Raw genomic sequence first — 21,265 nt, 5'->3', positions numbered from 1 at the left:
ATAGCATTAAGAAACTAAAATACTTTTTAATTATTAATTGATAAAAAGGATCAAGTAACAAACACCTTGATCTTTACATCAAAATAATCCTGTTTCAAAAAAAGAAAATATGGAAAACTTACAAACATTAAAACAGCGTTTTGGAATTATTGGTAACGATATTCACTTAAACAGAGCTTTAGAAAAAGCACTTAGAGTAGCACCTACAGATATCTCTGTTTTAGTTACCGGAGAAAGTGGTGTTGGTAAAGAAAATATACCAAGAATTGTACATCAATTATCACACAGAAAGCATGCAAAATATATTGCTGTAAACTGTGGTGCAATCCCTGAAGGCACTATTGATAGTGAATTATTCGGACACGAAAAAGGTTCTTTTACAGGTGCAACACAAGACAGAAAAGGATATTTTGAAGTTGCCGATGGCGGAACTATTTTTTTAGATGAAGTTGGTGAGCTCCCCTTAACAACGCAAGTACGCCTATTACGTGTTTTAGAAAATGGCGAATTTATAAAAGTAGGTTCTTCTAAAGTAATAAAGACAAATGTTAGAATTGTAGCTGCAACAAACGTTAATATGCAAACTGCAATTCAAACAGAAAAATTTAGAGAAGATTTATATTATAGATTAAGTACTGTAGAAATTCATTTACCAGCTTTAAGAGACCGTAATGAAGATATTCATCTATTATTTAGAAAATTTGCTGCAGATTTTGCTCAGAAATACAGGATGCCCTCTATTCGATTAGATGACAATGCGGTGAAAGTATTGTTAAACTATCGTTTTCCAGGTAACATTCGTCAGTTAAAAAATTTAGCAGAACAAATTTCAGTTATCGAAGAAAGTAGAACCATTACCGGCCCAAAATTACAACAATACCTACCTAACAACAATGGTAATTTACCAGCTGTAATTGGCAGTAAAAAAGAAAATGATTTTTCTACTGAACGTGATATTATGTATAAAATATTATTTGATATGCGTAATGACATTAACGATTTAAAGAAGTTAACGCTAGACTTAATGAAAAGCGGAAATGTAGAGGAAGTGCAAGAAGAACATCATCAGTTAATTGAAAAGATGTACGAAAATAAAGATGCACATAAATCTAATGTGGAAGTAATGAATATCCCACAAAATTCATCCACAGAAAAAGATTATGATTTTATTGAGACTATTGAAGAAGATGAGTCTTTATCTTTACAAGACAAAGAAGTAGAAATGATAAAAAAATCTTTAGAGAAAAACAGCAATAAGCGTAAGTTAGCAGCAAAAGAGTTAGGAATCTCTGAAAGAACTTTATACAGAAAAATTAAGCAATACGATTTGTAAAATCATCCACTCGAGCGCAGTCGAGAGGTTGTAATAAATAACTTTTATGAAGTTTCGACTGCGTTCGAACACACAAAATCGATGAAAAAACTACTATACATATCACTATTTACGTTAAGTACATTGTTCTTTATAGCTTGTGGTGCCTACTCTTTTACTGGAGGAAGTACAGGTGATGCAAAAACATTGCAGATAGATTTTTTCCCTAACCAAGCATCTTTAGTAGAGCCTACTTTAAGTCAGCGTTTTACCCAAGATATGCTAGATTTGTTTACACGACAAACCAATTTAACTACAGTTACCTCTAATGGAGATTTGTATTTTAGCGGAGAAATTACTGGTTACAGAATAACACCAATGAGTGCAACCGCAGACCAAACTGCAGCTCAAAATAGGCTTACTATAACCGTTAATGTTCGTTTTGTAAATAAATTAATTGAAAAAGACGATTTTGAAAAACAATTCTCTTTTTATTCAGATTTTGCTGCAGATGCACAACTTACCGGCGGAGTGTTAGAAGCTGCTTTAGATGAAATTATGGAAAGACTTACACAAGACATTTTTAACGCCTCTGTTGCTAAATGGTAATTTTAGAAGCGAACAAGCGTTAATGAAAAGCATATATTAAAAATCTACAATTTGAAACCAAGTACTTTTATAGATTTAATAGAAAATAAAACTCAAATTCAGGAAGTGGAAACTGCTGAATTAAAAACTGTTGTTGAAGAATACCCATATTTTCAAACAGCTAGAGTTTTGTACTTAAAAGGGTTAAAAAATCAAGATAGTTTTAAATATAATAACGAATTAAAAGTAACAGCATCTTATACCACAGACAGAACTTTATTATTCAATTATATCACTTCAAACGATTTTAACAATCATAAAACAGATATCCATCAACAAATATTTGAAAAAATATCGAAAGAAAAAACAGTAAAAACAGCTTCTGATATTATTAAAACCCCAGTAGAGAAACCGAAAATAGTTTCAGAAAACATAACTGAAATAGAAACCGCATTAGAAATTGGCAAGCCTATTTCTTTCTCTTCCGCAGAGAATCATTCTTTTGGCGAATGGCTACAACTCTCTAAAAGAAAACCAATTGTTAGAGAAGAAAAAAAGAAAATAGATAAAGCTCCAGCAGAAGAATCTATCAAAAAAGAAGACTTAATAAATACTTTTATTGAAAATAATCCTAAAATTAAGCCTCTTGCTAAAGACAAGATAATAGCTGTACCTGTTGCTAAAAACAATCAAGATTCCTCTTTAATGACAGAAACATTGGCCAAAGTTTATTTAGAACAAAAAAAGTATGAAAATGCAATGCAAGCTTATAGAATTTTAAGTTTGAAATATCCAGAAAAAAGTGGTTTCTTTGCAGACCAAATTAAAAGAATACAAATTTTACAAAAAAATAAATCATGAGTTACACAGCTTTTTTAATTCTTATTTTGATTGTAGCCGTTGCATTAATCTTAATTGTGATGGTTCAAAACCCTAAAGGTGGAGGGTTAACTTCTTCTTTTGGAGGTAGTGGTGCACAATCTTTAGGAGGAGTACAAAACACTAACAATTTTTTAGACAGAACAACTTGGACTTTAGCAATTGCTATGTTTGCATTAATTTTATTAGCAAATTTTGCAATTCCAAGAGATGGAGACAACAATTTTCAGTTAAACAATACTTTAGATGGTATTGAAACGACAACTCCTGTTGAAACCACAACTCCTATAACTAACGATAGTTTAAACTAAACATCTGTTAGAGATAATTTAAAATGCCAACGAAAATGACACGTTGGCATTTTTTTGTGCTTAAAATTTAACAATAAAATCAATCAAAGAAAAATTGTCAGTTTTGTTCTAATGGCACAATTTCTGACAATTTACAGTTAGTAACATATAAATTAATTAACTAAAAATATAACAATGGGATTAAATATTAAGCCTTTAGCAGACAGAGTTCTTGTAGAACCTGCTCCAGCAGAAACAAAAACAGCATCAGGATTAATTATACCTGATAATGCCAAAGAAAAACCTCAACAAGGTACTGTTGTTGCCGTAGGAAACGGAAAAGTAGACGAGCCTTTAACTGTAAAAATTGGAGATACTGTTTTATATAGTAAATATGGTGGAACCGATTTAAAGTTAGAAGGTAAAGATTATTTAATGATGCGTGAATCTGATATTTTAGCGATCATCTAAAAAAGCTATTTGCTTTTGGCGATTCGCCTTTATCAGAAATAAAAAATTTAGTAATTAATTTTAGCTAAAAGCCTAGTGCTACTAGCTAAAAGCAAAAATAAAAAAACAATGGCAAAAAATATAAAATTTGATATTGAAGCAAGAGACGGATTAAAACGTGGAGTTGATGCTTTAGCAAATGCAGTAAAAGTAACTTTAGGACCAAAAGGAAGAAACGTAATTATTTCTAAATCTTTTGGAGCACCAACAGTTACTAAAGATGGAGTTTCTGTAGCAAAAGAAATTGAGTTAGAAAATGAGCTTGAAAATATGGGAGCTCAAATGGTAAAAGAAGTTGCTTCTAAAACCAACGATTTAGCTGGTGATGGTACAACAACTGCTACCGTTCTTGCACAAGCAATTGTAAAAGAAGGTCTAAAAAACGTTGCTGCAGGTGCAAACCCAATGGATTTAAAACGTGGAATTGACAAAGCTGTTGCTGCAATTATTGCAGACTTAGAAAAACAAGCAAAAAAAGTTGGTAATTCTTCTGAAAAAATTCAACAAGTTGCAGCAATTTCTGCAAATAACGATGCTGTTATTGGTGACTTAATAGCTACTGCTTTTGCCAAGGTTGGTAAAGAAGGTGTTATTACCGTTGAAGAAGCAAAAGGAATGGAAACGTATGTTGACGTTGTAGAAGGTATGCAATTTGACAGAGGTTATTTATCTCCTTATTTTGTTACCGATGCAGATAAAATGATTGCAGATTTAGAAAATCCTTATGTTTTATTATTCGACAAAAAGATTTCTAACTTACAAGAAATTCTTCCAATTTTAGAGCCAGTTTCTCAATCTGGACGTCCTTTATTAATTATTGCAGAAGATGTAGACGGACAAGCGTTAGCTACTTTAGTTGTAAATAAATTAAGAGGTGGTTTAAAAATTGCTGCTGTTAAAGCTCCAGGATTTGGAGACAGAAGAAAAGCAATGTTAGAAGACATCGCAATCTTAACTGGCGGAACTGTAATTTCTGAAGAAAGAGGTTTCTCTTTAGAAAACGCAACATTAGATCTTTTAGGTACTGCAGAAGGTATTACTATTGATAAAGACAATACAACTATTGTAAATGGTTCTGGTGATGCAGATGCTATTAAAGCAAGAGTTAGTCAAATTAAAGCTCAAATAGAGACTACAACTTCTGACTATGACAAAGAAAAACTTCAAGAACGTTTAGCTAAATTAGCTGGTGGTGTTGCTGTTTTATATGTTGGTGCTGCTTCTGAAGTAGAAATGAAGGAGAAAAAAGATAGAGTTGATGATGCTTTACACGCTACAAGAGCTGCAGTAGAAGAAGGTATTGTTGCTGGTGGTGGTGTTGCTTTAGTACGCGCTAAAAAAGTTTTAGAAAAAATCACTACAGAAAACTTAGACGAAACTACAGGTGTACAAATTGTAAACAAAGCAATTGAAGCACCTTTAAGAACCATCGTAGAAAATGCTGGTGGTGAAGGTTCTGTTGTAATTAATAAAGTTTTAGAAGGTAAAAAAGACTTTGGTTATGATGCTAAAAACGACATATATGTTGATATGTTAGAAGCTGGAATTATAGATCCTAAGAAAGTAACGCGTGTTGCATTAGAAAATGCTGCATCTGTTGCCGGAATGATCTTAACTACAGAATGTGCCTTAGTAGACATTAAAGAAGATGCTCCTGCTGGCGGAATGCCTCCAATGGGTGGTGGAATGCCAGGAATGATGTAATGGCGAATCGCCATAGATAAATTATTTCACTGCTATGTGAAATATGATAAAAAATCCGATAGAAATTATTCTATCGGATTTTTTTTTATAAATTTTCACAGAGTGGAATTATAAAAACACAACCAATATTTTACTTTAAGAACAATATTTAAACAATGTTTAAAATTATTAAAATTGAATTACTACCTTTAGATAATGAAATACTCACATCATTGACTAAATAAAAATAAGAATTACTTAATATTTAGGTATAATTATTGATGATATTACAATAACCTTAAAAACATATTGAAATGAAAACAAGAAAAATTTTATTAACAATCTTAACATTATGTTCTTTAACATTTGTTGCTCAAGAAAACACTAAACAAAAGAAAAAAACACCAACAATTATTGTTGAAAATGGAGAAGTAAAAACAAACCAACTTGTATTAGATTACTTATCTAGAGAAACTAAGATTAAGAACAATACCGTAAATCAAGTTATTAGAAATAAAAGAAATATGAATAACAATATTGGAGGAAGAGTATTACCTAATAACCTAACCCCTCATATCTCTGAAAATAAAACTACAATATTTATAGATAACGAACTTGCTATTGGTCATCTAGCCAATAACTTTCATTTATTAGACAATGTTAGAATGAAAGAAATCAAAAAAATTAGCACATCAAATGTAAGCTATGACAAAAAAATATACATTTCCAAAATATAGCATAAAACTAATTATAACATACTTCATAAATTAAAAAAAAACCGATAGAAATCAAATTCTATCGGATTTTTTATTTAAAATAAAGTAAACTACTGCTTCTTCTGTTTTTTTAAATCTCCATTATGGTCTTTAATTATTTCCTCATCTCTATACTTACAACAACCGTGCACAGAACCATAAGCTTCATCTGTTGCTTTTAAGATGTTTTCTTCAGCTAAAACAACATCATGACCAACAGCTAAAACATTTTGTTGAATAGTCTCAACATCTGTTTTACGTTCGTCTAAAATTAAATTTAATTGATGTGTTTCTACACTCCAAATTGCAAACTTTACCCCTTTTGTTTTTAAAGCAGCTGTTTCAATACGTTTTTTACACATACCGCAAATTCCATCTACTTCTATAGTTACTTTTGCACTTTTTTTCTTTTTTACTTCTTGTGATTGTGCTGAAAAACCAATCAAACATAAACTTAATACGAATAGTACTTTTTTCATCTTTATTATAATTTTATAGTATGATACTTAATCCCACAAAGTGGGCTATTTAATTTTAAATCTTAATCCCGTGTAAAATGCTCTTCCAAAAATAGGAGAATACACAATTGTACTATCAAAATAATCCCCAAAAGGATCATCACTTGCTAAAATAGGATTTTTCTGCTGAACATTTGTTAAGTTTTCCGCACCAACATAAACCTCAAACTTGTCTGAAAAAACCTTTGTAATTTGCGAATTCAACAATTGATAAGAATCTGAATGTGATGGCAATTGATATTGTACAGGATTAGATACCGTATTTGGTAAGCGCTGTTTTCCTATATTATTAAAAGTAACATCAAACTTCCATTGAGCCCCACTTTCTTTAGCCGGAGTTTCATAAGAAAGATTGGCAAAAAATCTATTTTTAGGTTGTATTGGTTTTTGCAAATTACCAGAAGTATACTCAGTAGAAATATCAAAATACTTATATGCTGTTCTAAAATTAAAATACGGCGCAATATTATAGTTTACTTCCAACTGAAAACTATTCGCTATACTTTTTCCATCTAAATTATAAAATGATATTTCTTGTGGATTCTCCCAATCTACCACAACCTGATTGGAAAAGTCTGTTTGATAAAAATCGAAAGTAACATCTCCCTTTTTATTGAATAAGTTAAATCTTTGCATATAAGAAACTCCGTAGTTCCAAGCAACTTCCGGATTTAATCCGTAGATATTACCACCAACATCATCAATATTAATAGCTCTTGAACTTGCAAATAATTGTTGATTTTCTGCAAAAATATTAGCACTTCGCTTTCCTCTTCCTGCAGAAGCTCTAAAAACACTGCTTTCCCAAGGCACATATCTTGCATGAATTCTAGGAGTAACAAAAGTCCCTAATAAATTATGAGTATCTATACGCAAACCTGCAGTTAGGCTAAAATCATCTAAATTATCAAATGCGTACTCAAAAAAGGCGCCAGCAGAAGTTTCTTTTCTATCGTAATTGGTAATATTTACCAACTCATCATAATTATCATGTGTAAAGCTAAGTCCTGTTTTAAACTTATTTCTAGTGTCCCCTATGATAGAATTAAAAATAATATTAGAAAATATGCTTTCATGCTCTATATCATAAATTTTTTGTCCAAAATAAGAATCTTGCTGATGGTTACTATACGCAAACTGAAGACTTACACTTTGAAAAGGCAACTCAGGAAAAACATACCCTAATTTAGCAGAAGTCTCAAAACGTCTTGTATCTATTTCACTTCCCCAAGCATTTGTGGTTCCTTTATCTAAAGATGGATTAAAATCAATCTCACCTGTTTGTTTTTCATCATTTAAAAAACGTACATTAATAAAACTCACCCACCCCTTTTCTGCATCTACATATTGCCAACGGTTCATTACATTTACTTGATCAGTTAAAGGATTGTCTAAAAAATTATCATCATTTTTATCAAACCTTTCTCCTCTATAATCTCCATGAATATAAATACCTGTAGACCATTTATCTGAAACTTTTTGGTTAAAATGTGTATTTAATTCGAGTCTTCCATTTAAAGAAGAATAGGCATTAACAAAGAATTTATTATCAGAAAAAGGTTTCACCAATTCTGCATTTATTTGTCCAGATATACTTTCATACCCATTTACAACAGAACCTGCTCCTTTTGTAATCTGTATACTTTCTACCCAAGTACCTGGTGTAAATGTGAGTCCGAAAACCTGGGCCGCACCTCTAACAGAAGGAATATTTTCTTGTGTAATTGATAAATAAGGACTTGTTAAACCTAACATTTGTATTTGTTTCGTTCCTGTTAAAGCATCAGAAAAACTAACATCTATAGAAGGGTTGGTTTCAAAACTTTCGGCCAAATTACAACATGCCGCCTTTAATAACTCTTCTGCATTTACAGTAAACATATTAGCCGTAGACAAAAAAGATTTTTGAATTGCATTTCTTTTACTTTTAATAATTACTTCATCTAAATTACCTTCTAGTGTAATATAATGATACACAGGCTTTAAACTTGTAACCGTTAAAGTATCTGTCTTATAGCCTAAATAATTAACCACTAACTTTTTAAATTCTGGTTTGTAATCTATAGTAAACCATCCCTTTTTATTAGTAATTGCACTCACGTTTGTACCTAACCAATGCACAGTTACATCGGCAACACCTAAATTATCTTTAGGGTTATTTTTATCCATAATCATCCCTTTAAATGTAGTTTGAGAAAAGAGAATCACAGGAATAAGTAGCAAGAAACTACTTATTATGTATTTTTTCATTGTATTTGAATTTTAATCATTACTGAATATTGCACTTTAAGATTCCTGTTTTTACAGGAACAACAATTTCAAAGAATTTATAGTATCAAAAAAACTCTACAAAAACTTATTGATTAAAATCAAATTAAAAAAGATTGATATAGAACCTGATAATCTAAAGAAGTATCAGGAGGTGAAGTATTATTAGCATTTATTTTCTTTAACTCCTTTTCTAAAAATAAATCATTAAAAGAAATATAAAATGCCGCTAGAAATTGTTGTTTAGAAAAATCAAAATCATCTACCTGAGTTTGTCTTAATTGATCCTGTCCTTTAATTTGATGAACTTCATCTTTACAACAGTTTTCTTTAGCAGTAATTTTTTGCATTTCTAAATCACAATCATTAGCTGCCCCTACATAAGAAACATCTATTAAAGAATCACCACAATAATGCTTTTCTACAGTAAAAGAAAACGTAGAAAACAACACTAAGAGTGCTAATAAAAAAGACGCTATTTTAGAAAAAAATTGTTTCATTGCTTTTGCAAATTTACAACAAGAAAATCAAACTGTTTATTAAATTACCTATTACTCAGCTTTTGATAATAAAAAGCAGGCAACGATATGAGTAAAAATAGTGGGTGAATTATAAATCTACGTATGTAAAATGGTAATAAATAGCCACCTTCAAAGTTATCTCTAATTAAAATCATAAAAATCACCATAAGCAATACAAAGGCTATCATTAAAAAGAAAGCAGAAAACTTTAGGTAGTCTTTTCTTTCAAACAAAACCCAAATTAAACCTAATGTTATAACAGAATTTAACACATACCTATACAGCATGTGTAACATTAATCGCCATACATCTAATTGATCTATATTTTTATATAAATAATCGTTTTTAAAATATTCCATTAATGGATCATAAAACAAATTAGAAGACGCAGATCTTACCACAAAAAGTAGCAAAAAAAGAAGTATTGCTAATGCAGTTTTTATATATGTATTCATTTTTTTAAATTAGAGAACTTGTTAACCCACACAACCCATAATAAAAATATGGCCCCATAAATAATAGCAGGAAAAACTAGATCATGCAAAATACCTAGCTGTTCCGGAAACTTATATATCATTACCGTAAGAAAAGCTATTCTTAAAACGTTTACTACATAAATAAAAATACTTCCAAAAATAGCAAACAAGAAAGTAGCTTTAAAAGATCCTGAAAAGGCAATAATAAATGAAATAAATAAAATAATTAAACTAATAGAATTACAACCTTCTATAACCCTAGCAGTATACTCACCTTCTATAACCAATTTAACAGAAACCTCTTTATCATGCTGAATCGCTTCTACATTATAACCGAAAAAAGTAAGCACTTTTACGGTTTGGTCGGCAACAAGTGTTGTAATGGAAGCCGTTTTATAAACACCTTCTTTTTCTTGAGAATGCTGTAAGTAACTGTTATAAATTGTAACTAACAAAAAATAGGTTACAAAAAACTTAATCAGAAAAATGATGATGCTTTTATATTTTTTCACAATAAATTTTAATTAATTTTGCCACTTATTTACACAACGAATATACAAATGAATATAGATATTTTACAACAACAGATCGACAAAATTATCTCGTCTAACAGTACAAGAGACGAAAAATTACAAGCGATATGCGATTATTTAGAAAAAGAAATCTCTTACTATGATTGGGTTGGTTTTTATTTTAAAAACGGAGATAAAAACGAGCTTAAACTAGCGCAATATACAGGAGAAGAAACAGAACACACCATTATTCCTTTTGGGAAAGGTATTTGCGGACAAGTAGCTCTTAGTAATGAAAACTTTGTAGTACAAGATGTTTCTGCTCAAGAAAATTATATTTCTTGCGGATGGAAAGTAAAATCTGAAATTGTTATTCCAATTTTTGTAGCTGGAGAGAACATTGGTCAAATTGATATAGACTCTCATACAGCAAATACATTTTCCGCAAAGGACGAGGCACTTTTAGAGTATATTTGCAAAAAATTATCAAATATTCTTTAATTTCGTTGATTTATATTTAATTTTTCATTATTTTTGATAAAAATAATACAATACAAAAATCGACATAACCCCTAAATAATGAAAAAACATGAATCCACTACATTAACGTCTAAAAACGCAACTTCTAATTACGCTTCAAAAAAAACATCCATTATAGATAATTTTGTTGTTTGGTTTCGAGATTTTTTAGATAACGCCGAGTAGTGGATTTGTTTTTTTTCTATACAAAAAAACCTCATTAAAACTTTGTTGTTAATTACTTACTTGTTTTGTTACTATCTTTTATTGCCTTAGAAGATTGCTTTACCTAAATTTGCACGCTTAACAACACAACACTAAATGAGCACTTCAAAAACAATTAAATCCGCATTAATTTCGGTATTTCACAAAGATGGTCTAGAACCAGTTGTAAAAAAATTAAATGAACTTAATGTAACAATCTATTCTACAGGTGGTACAGAGAAGTTTATAAAAGATTTAGGAATCAATGTAATTCCGGTAGACGAAGTTACTTCTTATCCTTCTATTCTTGGTGGAAGAGTTAAAACATTGCATCCAAAGGTTTTTGGAGGAATTCTTAACAGACAAGACAATGAAAGCGATGTTGCTGAATTAGCAGAATTTAATATTCCACAAATAGATTTAGTAATTGTAGATTTATATCCATTCGAAAAAACAGTAGCTTCTGGAGCACCTGAACAAGATATTGTAGAGAAAATTGATATTGGAGGAATCTCTTTAATTAGAGCTGCTGCAAAGAATTTTAAAGACACTGTTATTGTTTCTTCTATGGACCAATATGAAGGTTTCTTAAACACTCTTTCTGAAGGCAATGGTGAAACTACCATTTCTGAAAGAAAAAAACTTGCCGCAAAAGCATTTAATATTTCTTCTCATTATGATACTGCTATTTTTAACTATTTTAACGAAGATGAAATAGTTTATAAGGCAAGTGAACAAAATGCAAACGTTTTACGTTATGGAGAAAACCCTCATCAAAAAGGATATTTCTTTGGAGACTTAGAAGCAATGTTTGACAAACTTCACGGTAAAGAATTAAGCTACAACAATTTATTAGATGTAGATGCTGCTGTAAATTTAATTCAAGAATTTAAAGGTGAAGCACCTACTTTTGCTATTTTAAAACACAACAATGCTTGTGGTTTTGCACAAAGAGACACTATTAGTCAAGCTTATACAGATGCTTTAGCTGGAGATCCAGTTTCTGCTTTTGGTGGTGTTTTAATTGCAAACACAGAGATAGACAAAGAAACTGCAGAGAAAATTCACACTTTATTTTGCGAAGTTGTAATTGCTCCTTCTTTTTCTGAAGACGCATTAGCAATTTTAAAAGGAAAGAAAAACAGAATTATTTTAATTCAAAAAGACGTTGCTTTACCTACTACAACCGTAAGAACTTGTTTAAATGGTTCTTTAGTTCAAGATAAAGATAGTATTACAGATCAATTATCAGATTTAAAGTACGTAACCAACAATAAGCCAACTCAAAATGAGTTAGATGATTTGTTATTTGCTTCTAAATTGTGTAAAAACACAAAATCTAACACCATAACACTTGTTAAAAACAAACAATTATTGGCAGGAGGAACAGGACAAACAAGTAGAGTTGATGCATTAAACCAAGCTATTGAAAAAGCAAATTCTTTTAAATTTGATTTAAATGGAAGTGTTATGGCTAGTGATGCATTTTTTCCTTTTCCAGATTGTGTAGAAATTGCAGATAAAGCAGGAATAAAAAGTGTTATTCAACCTGGTGGATCTATTAAAGATCAATTAAGTATAGACTATTGTAATGAAAACAATTTATCTATGGTAATGACTGGGACAAGACATTTTAAACATTAATAATAAATATGTATTTTACACACAGAATTTTAGTAATTTTGTAAGAATACATCAAGAATAAAACAACAAATATATTTTATGGGTTTTTTCGATTTTATGACGGAAGATATTGCGATTGATTTAGGTACCGCAAATACTTTAATAATCCACAACGGAAAAGTGGTTATTGATAGTCCTTCTATTGTTGCCAGGAACAGAATTACTGGAGAAATCATTGCAATTGGTAAAGAAGCCAACCTAATGCAAGGAAAAACCCATGAAAATATTAAAACAATTCGTCCTTTAAAAGACGGAGTTATTGCAGATTTTGAAGCATCAGAACAGATGATTAAAGAATTTGTAAAGCAAATTCCTTCCATTAAAAAGCGTTTATTTCCACCAGCATTAAGAATGGTTATCTGTATTCCTTCTGGAATTACAGAAGTAGAAAAACGAGCAGTTCGTGATTCTGCAAAGCACATGAATGCAAAAGAAATCTATTTAATTTATGAGCCTATGGCTGCTGCAATTGGTGTTGGTATAGACATTATGGAGCCAAAAGGAAACATGATTATTGATATAGGTGGTGGTACAACAGAAATTGCTGTAATAGCATTAGGTGGTATTGTTTGTGATCAATCTGTAAAAGTTGCAGGAGATCTTTTTACAAATGATATTATGTATTATATGCGTACCCAACACAATTTACATGTTGGAGAATCTACCGCAGAAAAAATAAAAATCACCATTGGTGCCGCAACAGAAGATTTAGAAACTCCACCAGATGAAATGTTAGTTCAAGGTAGAGACTTATTAAGCGGAAAACCAAAACAAGTACAAGTTTCTTATAGAGAAATTGCAAAAGCATTAGACAAATCTATTTTAAGGATTGAAGATGCTGTTATGGAAACTTTATCTAAAACTCCGCCAGAATTAGCGGCTGATATTTATAACACAGGTATTTACTTAGCAGGAGGAGGCTCTATGTTAAGAGGTTTAGACAAACGTTTATCTAGAAAAACAGATTTACCAGTTTATGTTGCAGAAGACCCTTTAAGAGCGGTTGTTCGTGGAACAGGAATTGCCTTAAAAGAATTAAAAAAATACAAAAATGTATTAATGAAATAGTAGTTTTTAAGTTCTAACAATGCAGCAGATTATCTATTTTTTTCAGAAGTTTAAGTATTTTCTGTTTTTTATATTGTTAGAGTTTATAGCGCTAACATTTACTTTTAACAACCTAAGTTTTCATAAAAGCAAGTTTATAAACTCTGCTAATAGTGTTACAGGTGGCTTACTTACAACTCTTTCTAATTCTACAGAATATTTAGGATTAAAATCTGAAAATAAATTTTTATCAGAAGAGAATACGCGTCTAAAAAATCTATTAGAGAAAAATAAATCTATAAATTTTGATATTGATTCTACCGTTATAGATTCATTACAATATCATCAAAATTATACTTTTACAAACGCAAAAATCATCAATAATAATTATTCTAAACCATTTAATTTTTTAACTATAAATAAAGGTAAAAATCAAAATATAGATAAAGAAATGGCTGTAATTAATAGCAGAGGAATTATTGGGATTACAGAAAACTCATCAAATAATTATACGAGAGTACAATCTATTTTGAATAAAAATAGTGGTATTAATGCACGCCTTAAAGGAAACACTTTTTATTACGGAACATTAAAATGGAACAGTGTAGATTATAATATTGTTCAATTACACGATATCCCTAGACAAGCTCCATTAAAAATTGGTGACACCATAGAAACAGGAGGGAAATCTACTATTTTTCCGGAGGGAATACCTATTGGTACTATCTCAAAAATAAACAAAGGAAACACGGCTAACAACCAAGTAGATGTAAAATTATTTAATGATATGAGCAACCTTGGTTATGTTTATATTATTAAAAACCTAGACAAAGAAGAACTGAAATTTTTAGAAAACACGAGCAATGAATAAAAGTATAAATCAAATTTTATCTTTTGTATTCTTGCTTTTTTTGCAAGTGCTAGTTCTAAATAATATAAATTTTTTAGGGCATATAAACCCATATCTTTATATAAGCTTTGTTATTCTATACCCTTTAAATGAAAAAAGATATTCTTTTCTTTTTATAAGTTTTCTTCTAGGATTATTTGTTGATTTCTTTTCAGATTCTGGAGGAATACATGCATTTGCAACTTTATTTATTGCTTATATCAGGTTGTTTTTTGTGAATGTATATTTTAGAAAAATACCCGCAGATTATCCTTTTTTCAGTTTAAAATCAGAATCTTTTGGTAAAGTTTTTAACTATGTTGTAACTTTAACAATTATACACCACCTTATTTATTTTTCTTTTGCTAATTTTAGTTTTCAAAATTTATCTATGGTTTTTTTAAACACATTATATTCTAGTGTTTTTACATTGATTTTATTTTTTCTCGGAACTTATATTTTTACTAAAAGCGAATAATGCAAAGAAGTTTTTTACTCTATTTTTTAATCACATTTGTCGGGATCATTTTTATTGGAAGGCTATTTCAATTACAGGTAGTTAGAGGCGCTAGCTATGACCCTATTCATAATTCTGCTGTAAAAACAGAATATGATTATCCAGAGAGAGGTTATGTTTATGATAGAAACGGTAAACTTTTAGTAGCAAATCAACTTTCTTATGACGTAATGGTGCAACCAAACCAGGTGAAACCATTAGATACTATTGAGTTTTGTAATCTTTTAAAAATAGACAAAGATGATTTTTTAAAAAGATTTAAAAAAGCGAACAATTATGCTCCTTATTTACCTTCTGTTTTTTTAAAACAATTGGCAAAAGAAGATTTTGCTTTTCTTCAAGAAAAATTACATAAATACACTGGATTCTATATTCAGAAAAGAATCATTAGAAAATATCCTATAAATGCTGCTGCAAATGTACTTGGTTATATTGGAGAAGTAAACGAAACTTTAGCAAAGGAAAATGCCTACTATCAACCTGGTGAGTTAATTGGAAAAGATGGAATTGAAAGACAGTATGAAGATTATCTAAGAGGTACTAAAGGAAAAAAATACCTACAAAGAAACAACCTAAATAAAGTTACAGGTGCTTATTTAGATGGTAAATATGATACTTTACCTGAAAATGGAAAAGACTTAACTTTAACCTTAGATATAGAGCTACAACTATATGCTCAAAAACTAATGTCTGGTAAAAGAGGTGGAATTGTAGCTATAGAACCATCAACCGGAGAAATCTTAGCACTGGTAACTGCTCCATCCTACGACCCAAATATGTTAGTTGGTAGAAAGCGATCTAAAAACTCTACCATTCTATTTAACGACACTATAAGTAAACCTTCTTATGACAGAGGTTTATTAGCAACTTATGCTCCTGGTTCTCCATTTAAAATGATGAATGCATTAATTGGTCTTCAAGAAGGTGTAATTACAGAGGATACAGGTTTTAGATGTAATCACGGGTTTAGATACGGTAGCAGAGCAGGTGCTTTTATGGGATGCCATTGCGGAATTACAGGAAGGCCAGTACAACTAAAAGCAGCCATTGCTAGATCTTGTAACACTTACTTTTCTCAAACCTATAAGAAAATTATAGAAAAAAACAATAAACCATCAGAAGGTTTAGACACTTGGCATAATCATATTGCCAGTTTTGGTTTAGGTAATTATTTAGGGTATGATTTACCTGCTGGAAGTCCTGGTTTAATACCTACCGGAAAATATTATGATGATATTTATAGATATTCTTGGAATGGTTCCACCACCATATCTAACGCAATTGGTCAAGGAGAAGTTTTAACAACACCTATTCAGCTAGCTAATTTTACAGCAGTAATTGCCAACAGAGGGTATTTCTATACACCACACGTATTAAAAGAAGTGAATAAAAATCCTATTAAAGATTCTGTATATACAATTGCAAAAAAAACAACGATAGATAAAAAGTATTTTTCTCCAGTAGTTGAAGCAATGCACGAAGTATTTAAGACAGGAACAGGGAGATTTAATCAAGTAGAAGGTATTGAAATTTGTGGAAAAACCGGAACTGCAGAAAACTTTGCTAGAATAGACGGTCAAAAAATTCAACTGCCAGATCATTCAATTCTAGTAGCATTTGCGCCTAAAGAAAACCCAAAAATAGCAATAGCAATTTTTGTTGAAAATGGTGGATATGGATCTACAATCGCTGCTCCAATTACCAGTTTACTTATAGAAAAGTATATAAACGGCAGTATATCTAAAGAAAACAAATATAGAGAACAAAGAATGTTAGACTTAAATTTAGAAGATATTTACGCTAAATTAAATCAAAAACAACAATAAATTGCGCCAAGAACGAAATAACATTTTTGCTGAGATAGATTGGCTTTTAGTTTTCTTATTTGCTATTCTTGTCGGTTTTGGCTGGATGAATATATATGCTGCATCCAAAACTGAAGACAATATACAGATATTAGATTTTTCTACTAATTATGGTAAACAAATTCTTTGGATTATTTTAAGTGTTCCATTAATTGTGATCATTCTTTTTTTTAATTCTAAATTTTACGAGAAATATTCAAGTATATTTTACATAATTTCTTTGATTATGTTAATGCTTTTATTTCCACTTGGTAAAGAAATAAATGGCGCAAAATCTTGGTTTAACTTTGGAGGTATGAGTTTACAACCATCTGAATTTGTAAAAGCATTTACAGCACTCGCAGTTGCCAAGCTTTTAAGTGATAGGCAATACAATTTGAGCTTAATTAAGAACCAAATTAAGGCTTTTATAATTATTTTTACTCCAGCAGTGCTAATTACCTTGCAACCAGATGCAGGTTCCGCCTTAATTTACTTAGCGTTTTTCTTTGTTCTAAACAGAGAGGGATTAACCCTAAATTACATAATTTTGGGTACTTTGGCTATCGTTATTTTTATTTCAACTATTTTCTTCGGATTTGCTTCCGTATTAATTACCCTATTATCATTAATTACAATAGCTGTTGGTTATGCCATTTATAGAGGAGGAAAAAGATTTTTTCGCTTTAATTGGTACAAAGTATTAGCCTTGTATATAGTTACTACACTCTTTGTATTTGGAACAAACTTTACTTATAATAATATTTTTAAACAACACCACAGAGATCGTTTTGAAGTATTATTAGGCCTAAAAACGGATAAAAAGAATATTGGATACAATTCACATCAATCAGAATTAACAATCAGCTCTGGTGGTTGGACAGGTAAAGGTTTTTTAAAAGGTGATATTACTAAGGGAGATTTTGTACCAGAGCAACACACCGATTATATTTTTAGTACGATTGGAGAAGAATGGGGGTTCTTAGGAAGTAGCATTGTTATTATTCTTTTTATGTTGATGATGTATAGAATAGTTTACCTATCGGAAACACATAGCAATAAGTTTGGACGAATATATGGCTACAGTGTAGCGTCTATTCTCTTTTTTCATGTTATTGTAAATATAGGAATGGTTATAGGATTACTACCAACTGTTGGTATACCTCTACCCTTTTTTAGCTACGGAGGCTCATCACTTTGGGGCTTTACAATCTTACTCTTTATATTTATAAGATTAGATGCACATAAGCATTACGATTGGTAAAACCAATTCTTAAAACCACCTATAGATAGATCGTTAACCTACCAATTAAACAATTAATAACAGCCCTTATACTAGATATTAAAAACTAGCTCTAATAAATCCATTACACAAAACTTAATAGGCTTAGGCAAGCTGTAACCAAAGGCTTTAGACATTAAATTAGAGACCTAATTCATATTAAAAGAATAAAAACTACTTTTAGAATTGAGTGAAATAATTTTTAAATTTAGAACAAAAAAAAGCTCTGAATCTTCATTCAGAGCTTTTAAATTTTATATGCTATTAAAACCTTACAATGCAGCAACCTGCTTTGTTAATTTAGATTTTAAATTAGCAGCTTTATTTTTGTGAATAATGTTATTCTTAGCTAACTTATCTAACATAGAAATAACCTTACCTAATTTAGTTTCTGCATCAGTTTTATCTTCCGCAGCACGTAAATCTCTTACAGCATTACGTGTAGTTTTATGCTGATATTTGTTACGTAACCTTTTAGCTTCGTTACTTCTAATTCTCTTTAATGCTGACTGATGATTTGCCATAATACTTAATTTATTAGTTTTTTATATTAAAACTTGTAGTCCGTACGGGAATCGAACCCGTGTTACATGGATGAAAACCATGCGTCCTAACCCCTAGACGAACGGACCATAACAATTAAAATTGCCTTAATTGCGGCTGCAAATATACAATGTTTTTTAATTCCTGCAAGTAATTTTTATAAAATATACTATTTTTTTAAAAAATAATTGATCTAAAATAAAAACAGAACAGACATTACCAGCATAAAACACTAATAAACAACAACTAACAAGCTACACAGTCTTTCTTAAATTAATTTCAAGAAAATAAAAATATTTATATTTTTTTTTATAAAAAATACCAATAACAAGTATATAAACAATTCTGTATTGCGAATCTATAATAAAGATTTAACTTAAAATAAGATGGAAGACTTAAATTAAGAGCAAAAAAAACTCTGAATATTACTATTCAGAGTTTTAAATTTTTAAGGCTTAAATATTACAATGCAGCTACGTGCTTTGTTAATTTAGATTTTAAATTAGCCGCTTTATTTTTATGGATAATATTAGTTTTTGCTAATTTATCTAACATAGAAATAACTTTTACTAATTTTTCTTCTGCATCTTTCTTATCTTCTACAGAACGTAAATCTCTTACAGCATTACGAGTAGTTTTATGCTGATATTTATTACGTAACCTTTTAGTTTCGTTACTTCTAATTCTCTTTAATGCTGACTTGTGATTTGCCATAATACTTTAATTTGTTTTTTTAATAAAACATTGTAGTCCGTACGGGAATCGAACCCGTGTTACATGGATGAAAACCATGCGTCCTAACCCCTAGACGAACGGACCATAACAATCAAGTATATCCTAATTGCGGCTGCAAATATACAATGTTTTTTAAATCTTGCAACAGTTTTATAAAAAAAAACGTTTTTTTTTATAAAATTAATATGCTTTCGCAAAAAGAACCCTTCTAGAAGAAGGTTTCCCTGTTAAAACACAAACCCCTACCTCTTCTTTAGCGTCATTAGGTATACATCTAATGGTAGCCTTGGTATATTCTTTTATTCTGTCTTCTGTTTCTTCTGTACCATCCCAATGAGCGGAAACAAAACCTCCTTTATTTTTTATTGCGCTTTTAAATTCTTTAAAATCATCTACAACAGTTGTATGTTCTTTTCTAAAAGCAATTGCCTTGTTAAATAAATTATCTTGAATTTCTACTAATAAGTTTTCAATAAAAGAAACAGTATCATCTTGTGCAACGATTTGTTTTTCTAAAGTATCTCTTCTTGCAATCTCTAAAGTTCCGTTTTCTAAATCTCTATTTCCAACTGCAATTCTAACAGGAACTCCTTTTAGTTCGTATTCTGCAAATTTTGCCCCTGGTCTATATGTATCTCTAGTATCAAACTTAACAGAGATTCCTTTTGATCGCAATTCTTTTACAATTACATTCATCTTCTCAGAAATAGCATCTAATTGCTCCTCCCCTTTGTAAATAGGTACAATTACAACTTGAATAGGTGCTAACTTAGGTGGTAATACCAAACCTAAATCATCAGAATGTGTCATAATTAAACCACCTATCAAACGAGTAGAAACTCCCCAAGACGTTGCCCAAACATATTCTTTTTTCCCTTCTTTAGAAGTAAACTTAACATCAAATGCTTTTGCAAAATTCTGACCTAAAAAATGACTAGTACCTGCTTGTAAAGCTTTTCCATCTTGCATTAAAGCCTCAATAGTGTAAGTTTCATCCGCACCAGCAAAACGCTCGCTATCAGATTTTACACCTTTTACCACTGGCATTGCCATAAAGTTTTCTGCAAACGTTGCATACACATCTTGCATTTGTCTAGACTCAGTAATTGCTTCTGCTTTTGTTGCATGCGCAGTATGCCCTTCTTGCCACAAAAATTCTGCTGTACGCAAAAATAATCGCGTACGCATTTCCCAACGCACAACATTTGCCCATTGATTTATTAATAAAGGTAAATCTCTATAAGACTGAATCCAACCTTTATATGTGTTCCAAATAATTGCTTCAGAAGTTGGTCTAACTACTAATTCTTCTTCTAATTTAGCTTCTGGATCTACTCTTAATTTACCAGGATTATCAGGGTCATTTTGCAAACGATAATGTGTAACTACAGCACATTCTTTTGCAAAACCTTCCGCATTTTTTTCTTCTGCTTCAAACAAACTTTTAGGCACAAACAATGGAAAATACGCATTCTCATGCCCAGTCTCTTTAAACATTCTATCTAATTCTGCTTGCATTTTTTCCCAAATAGCAAAACCATAGGGTTTAATAACCATACAACCTCTAACGGCAGAATTTTCAGCTAAATCTGCTTTCACTACTAACTCGTTATACCACTTGGAATAATCGTCTGCTCTTTTTGTTAAATGTTTACTCATAATCAAAAGTTTGGCACAAATATTGTTACCT

The 21,265-nt window shown here is 30.5% G+C and carries 22 protein-coding genes and 2 tRNA genes; 14 read left to right on the top strand and 10 right to left on the bottom strand.

Annotated features, from left to right (window positions below; all coding sequences use genetic code 11):
- Positions 1-109: 109 nt before the first annotated feature.
- From WG945_RS13130 to WG945_RS13100, 7 genes are all read left to right on the top strand, one after another.
- A complete protein-coding gene (locus WG945_RS13130; RefSeq protein ID WP_068449426.1) occupies positions 110-1,333 on the top strand; it encodes a sigma 54-interacting transcriptional regulator in 1,224 nt (407 codons plus the stop codon).
- Positions 1,334-1,414: 81 nt separating this feature from the next.
- A complete protein-coding gene (locus WG945_RS13125) occupies positions 1,415-1,921 on the top strand; it encodes an LptE family protein (RefSeq protein WP_068449427.1) in 507 nt (168 codons plus the stop codon).
- Between the two features lie 51 nt (positions 1,922-1,972).
- Positions 1,973-2,761, top strand: a complete 789-nt coding sequence (locus tag WG945_RS13120; RefSeq protein ID WP_068449429.1) for a hypothetical protein — start codon at positions 1,973-1,975, stop codon at positions 2,759-2,761.
- The gene (secG, locus tag WG945_RS13115) at positions 2,758-3,090 is read left to right on the top strand and encodes a preprotein translocase subunit SecG (protein ID WP_068449431.1); all 333 of its coding nucleotides are present in this window, start codon (positions 2,758-2,760) and stop codon (positions 3,088-3,090) included. The genes WG945_RS13120 and secG overlap by 4 nt, the downstream gene beginning before the upstream one ends.
- A 174-nt stretch (positions 3,091-3,264) precedes the next feature.
- Complete coding sequence (locus tag WG945_RS13110) at positions 3,265-3,540, top strand: co-chaperone GroES (RefSeq protein WP_068449432.1); 276 nt, start codon at positions 3,265-3,267, stop codon at positions 3,538-3,540.
- 108 nt (positions 3,541-3,648) lie between these two features.
- Positions 3,649-5,283: a chaperonin GroEL gene (gene groL, locus WG945_RS13105; RefSeq protein WP_068449433.1), complete on the top strand. Its 1,635-nt coding sequence runs from the start codon at positions 3,649-3,651 to the stop codon at positions 5,281-5,283.
- A 293-nt stretch (positions 5,284-5,576) separates the two neighbouring features.
- Entirely contained in the window at positions 5,577-5,999 is a 423-nt protein-coding gene (locus WG945_RS13100; RefSeq protein WP_068449434.1) for a hypothetical protein, read from the top strand.
- 89 nt (positions 6,000-6,088) lie between these two features.
- Here WG945_RS13100 and WG945_RS13095 read toward each other — a convergent pair whose 3' ends face one another.
- From WG945_RS13095 to xrtF, 5 genes are all read right to left on the bottom strand, one after another.
- On the bottom strand, positions 6,089-6,496 hold the full coding sequence (locus tag WG945_RS13095) for a heavy-metal-associated domain-containing protein (protein ID WP_068449435.1): 408 nt from the start codon (positions 6,494-6,496) through the stop codon (positions 6,089-6,091).
- A gap of 45 nt (positions 6,497-6,541) precedes the next feature.
- The gene (locus WG945_RS13090) at positions 6,542-8,785 is read right to left on the bottom strand and encodes a TonB-dependent receptor (protein WP_068449436.1); all 2,244 of its coding nucleotides are present in this window, start codon (positions 8,783-8,785) and stop codon (positions 6,542-6,544) included.
- 119 nt (positions 8,786-8,904) lie between these two features.
- Positions 8,905-9,303 carry an HYC_CC_PP family protein gene (locus tag WG945_RS13085; protein WP_068449437.1) on the bottom strand — a complete coding sequence of 133 codons (399 nt, stop codon included), beginning with the start codon at positions 9,301-9,303 and terminating at the stop codon, positions 8,905-8,907.
- Between the two features lie 44 nt (positions 9,304-9,347).
- On the bottom strand, positions 9,348-9,779 hold the full coding sequence (locus tag WG945_RS13080) for an exosortase F system-associated membrane protein (protein ID WP_068449438.1): 432 nt from the start codon (positions 9,777-9,779) through the stop codon (positions 9,348-9,350).
- On the bottom strand, positions 9,776-10,312 hold the full coding sequence (gene xrtF, locus WG945_RS13075; RefSeq protein ID WP_068449439.1) for an exosortase family protein XrtF: 537 nt from the start codon (positions 10,310-10,312) through the stop codon (positions 9,776-9,778). The genes WG945_RS13080 and xrtF overlap by 4 nt, the downstream gene beginning before the upstream one ends.
- A 48-nt stretch (positions 10,313-10,360) precedes the next feature.
- Between xrtF and WG945_RS13070 the strand changes: the two genes are divergently transcribed.
- The 7 genes from WG945_RS13070 to rodA all read left to right on the top strand — a co-directional run bounded on the left by WG945_RS13070 (position 10,361) and on the right by rodA (position 18,279).
- On the top strand, positions 10,361-10,813 hold the full coding sequence (locus WG945_RS13070; protein ID WP_068449440.1) for a GAF domain-containing protein: 453 nt from the start codon (positions 10,361-10,363) through the stop codon (positions 10,811-10,813).
- Positions 10,814-11,152: 339 nt separating this feature from the next.
- Complete coding sequence (gene purH, locus WG945_RS13065; protein WP_068449441.1) at positions 11,153-12,679, top strand: bifunctional phosphoribosylaminoimidazolecarboxamide formyltransferase/IMP cyclohydrolase; 1,527 nt, start codon at positions 11,153-11,155, stop codon at positions 12,677-12,679.
- A gap of 78 nt (positions 12,680-12,757) precedes the next feature.
- Positions 12,758-13,786 (top strand): rod shape-determining protein, encoded by a 1,029-nt coding sequence (locus tag WG945_RS13060; protein ID WP_068449442.1) that lies wholly within the window; start codon positions 12,758-12,760, stop codon positions 13,784-13,786.
- Between the two features lie 19 nt (positions 13,787-13,805).
- Complete coding sequence (gene mreC, locus WG945_RS13055) at positions 13,806-14,636, top strand: rod shape-determining protein MreC (RefSeq protein WP_068449443.1); 831 nt, start codon at positions 13,806-13,808, stop codon at positions 14,634-14,636.
- The gene (mreD, locus tag WG945_RS13050) at positions 14,629-15,132 is read left to right on the top strand and encodes a rod shape-determining protein MreD (protein ID WP_068449444.1); all 504 of its coding nucleotides are present in this window, start codon (positions 14,629-14,631) and stop codon (positions 15,130-15,132) included. Before mreC ends, mreD begins: the two co-directional genes overlap by 8 nt.
- Positions 15,132-16,997 (top strand): penicillin-binding protein 2, encoded by a 1,866-nt coding sequence (gene mrdA, locus WG945_RS13045; protein ID WP_068449445.1) that lies wholly within the window; start codon positions 15,132-15,134, stop codon positions 16,995-16,997. Before mreD ends, mrdA begins: the two co-directional genes overlap by 1 nt.
- A 1-nt stretch (position 16,998) precedes the next feature.
- Positions 16,999-18,279 carry a rod shape-determining protein RodA gene (rodA, locus tag WG945_RS13040; protein WP_068449446.1) on the top strand — a complete coding sequence of 427 codons (1,281 nt, stop codon included), beginning with the start codon at positions 16,999-17,001 and terminating at the stop codon, positions 18,277-18,279.
- A 290-nt stretch (positions 18,280-18,569) separates the two neighbouring features.
- On the opposite strand, the gene rpsT (WG945_RS13035) is transcribed toward rodA, so the two are convergent.
- The 5 genes from rpsT (WG945_RS13035) to proS all read right to left on the bottom strand — a co-directional run bounded on the left by rpsT (WG945_RS13035) (position 18,570) and on the right by proS (position 21,234).
- Entirely contained in the window at positions 18,570-18,821 is a 252-nt protein-coding gene (gene rpsT / locus WG945_RS13035; protein ID WP_068449447.1) for a 30S ribosomal protein S20, read from the bottom strand.
- A 36-nt stretch (positions 18,822-18,857) separates the two neighbouring features.
- Positions 18,858-18,929 (bottom strand) — tRNA-Glu (locus tag WG945_RS13030).
- 373 nt (positions 18,930-19,302) lie between these two features.
- Complete coding sequence (rpsT, locus tag WG945_RS13025) at positions 19,303-19,554, bottom strand: 30S ribosomal protein S20 (protein ID WP_068449448.1); 252 nt, start codon at positions 19,552-19,554, stop codon at positions 19,303-19,305.
- Positions 19,555-19,587: 33 nt separating this feature from the next.
- Positions 19,588-19,659, bottom strand: a tRNA-Glu gene (locus WG945_RS13020).
- Between the two features lie 96 nt (positions 19,660-19,755).
- Positions 19,756-21,234 (bottom strand): proline--tRNA ligase, encoded by a 1,479-nt coding sequence (gene proS / locus WG945_RS13015; RefSeq protein WP_068449449.1) that lies wholly within the window; start codon positions 21,232-21,234, stop codon positions 19,756-19,758.
- Between the last annotated feature and the right edge of the window lie 31 nt (positions 21,235-21,265).

This window comes from Polaribacter atrinae, from assembly GCF_038023995.1.
Classification (GTDB): domain Bacteria; phylum Bacteroidota; class Bacteroidia; order Flavobacteriales; family Flavobacteriaceae; genus Polaribacter; species Polaribacter atrinae.
This window is presented reverse-complemented; position numbering and strand designations above follow the sequence as displayed.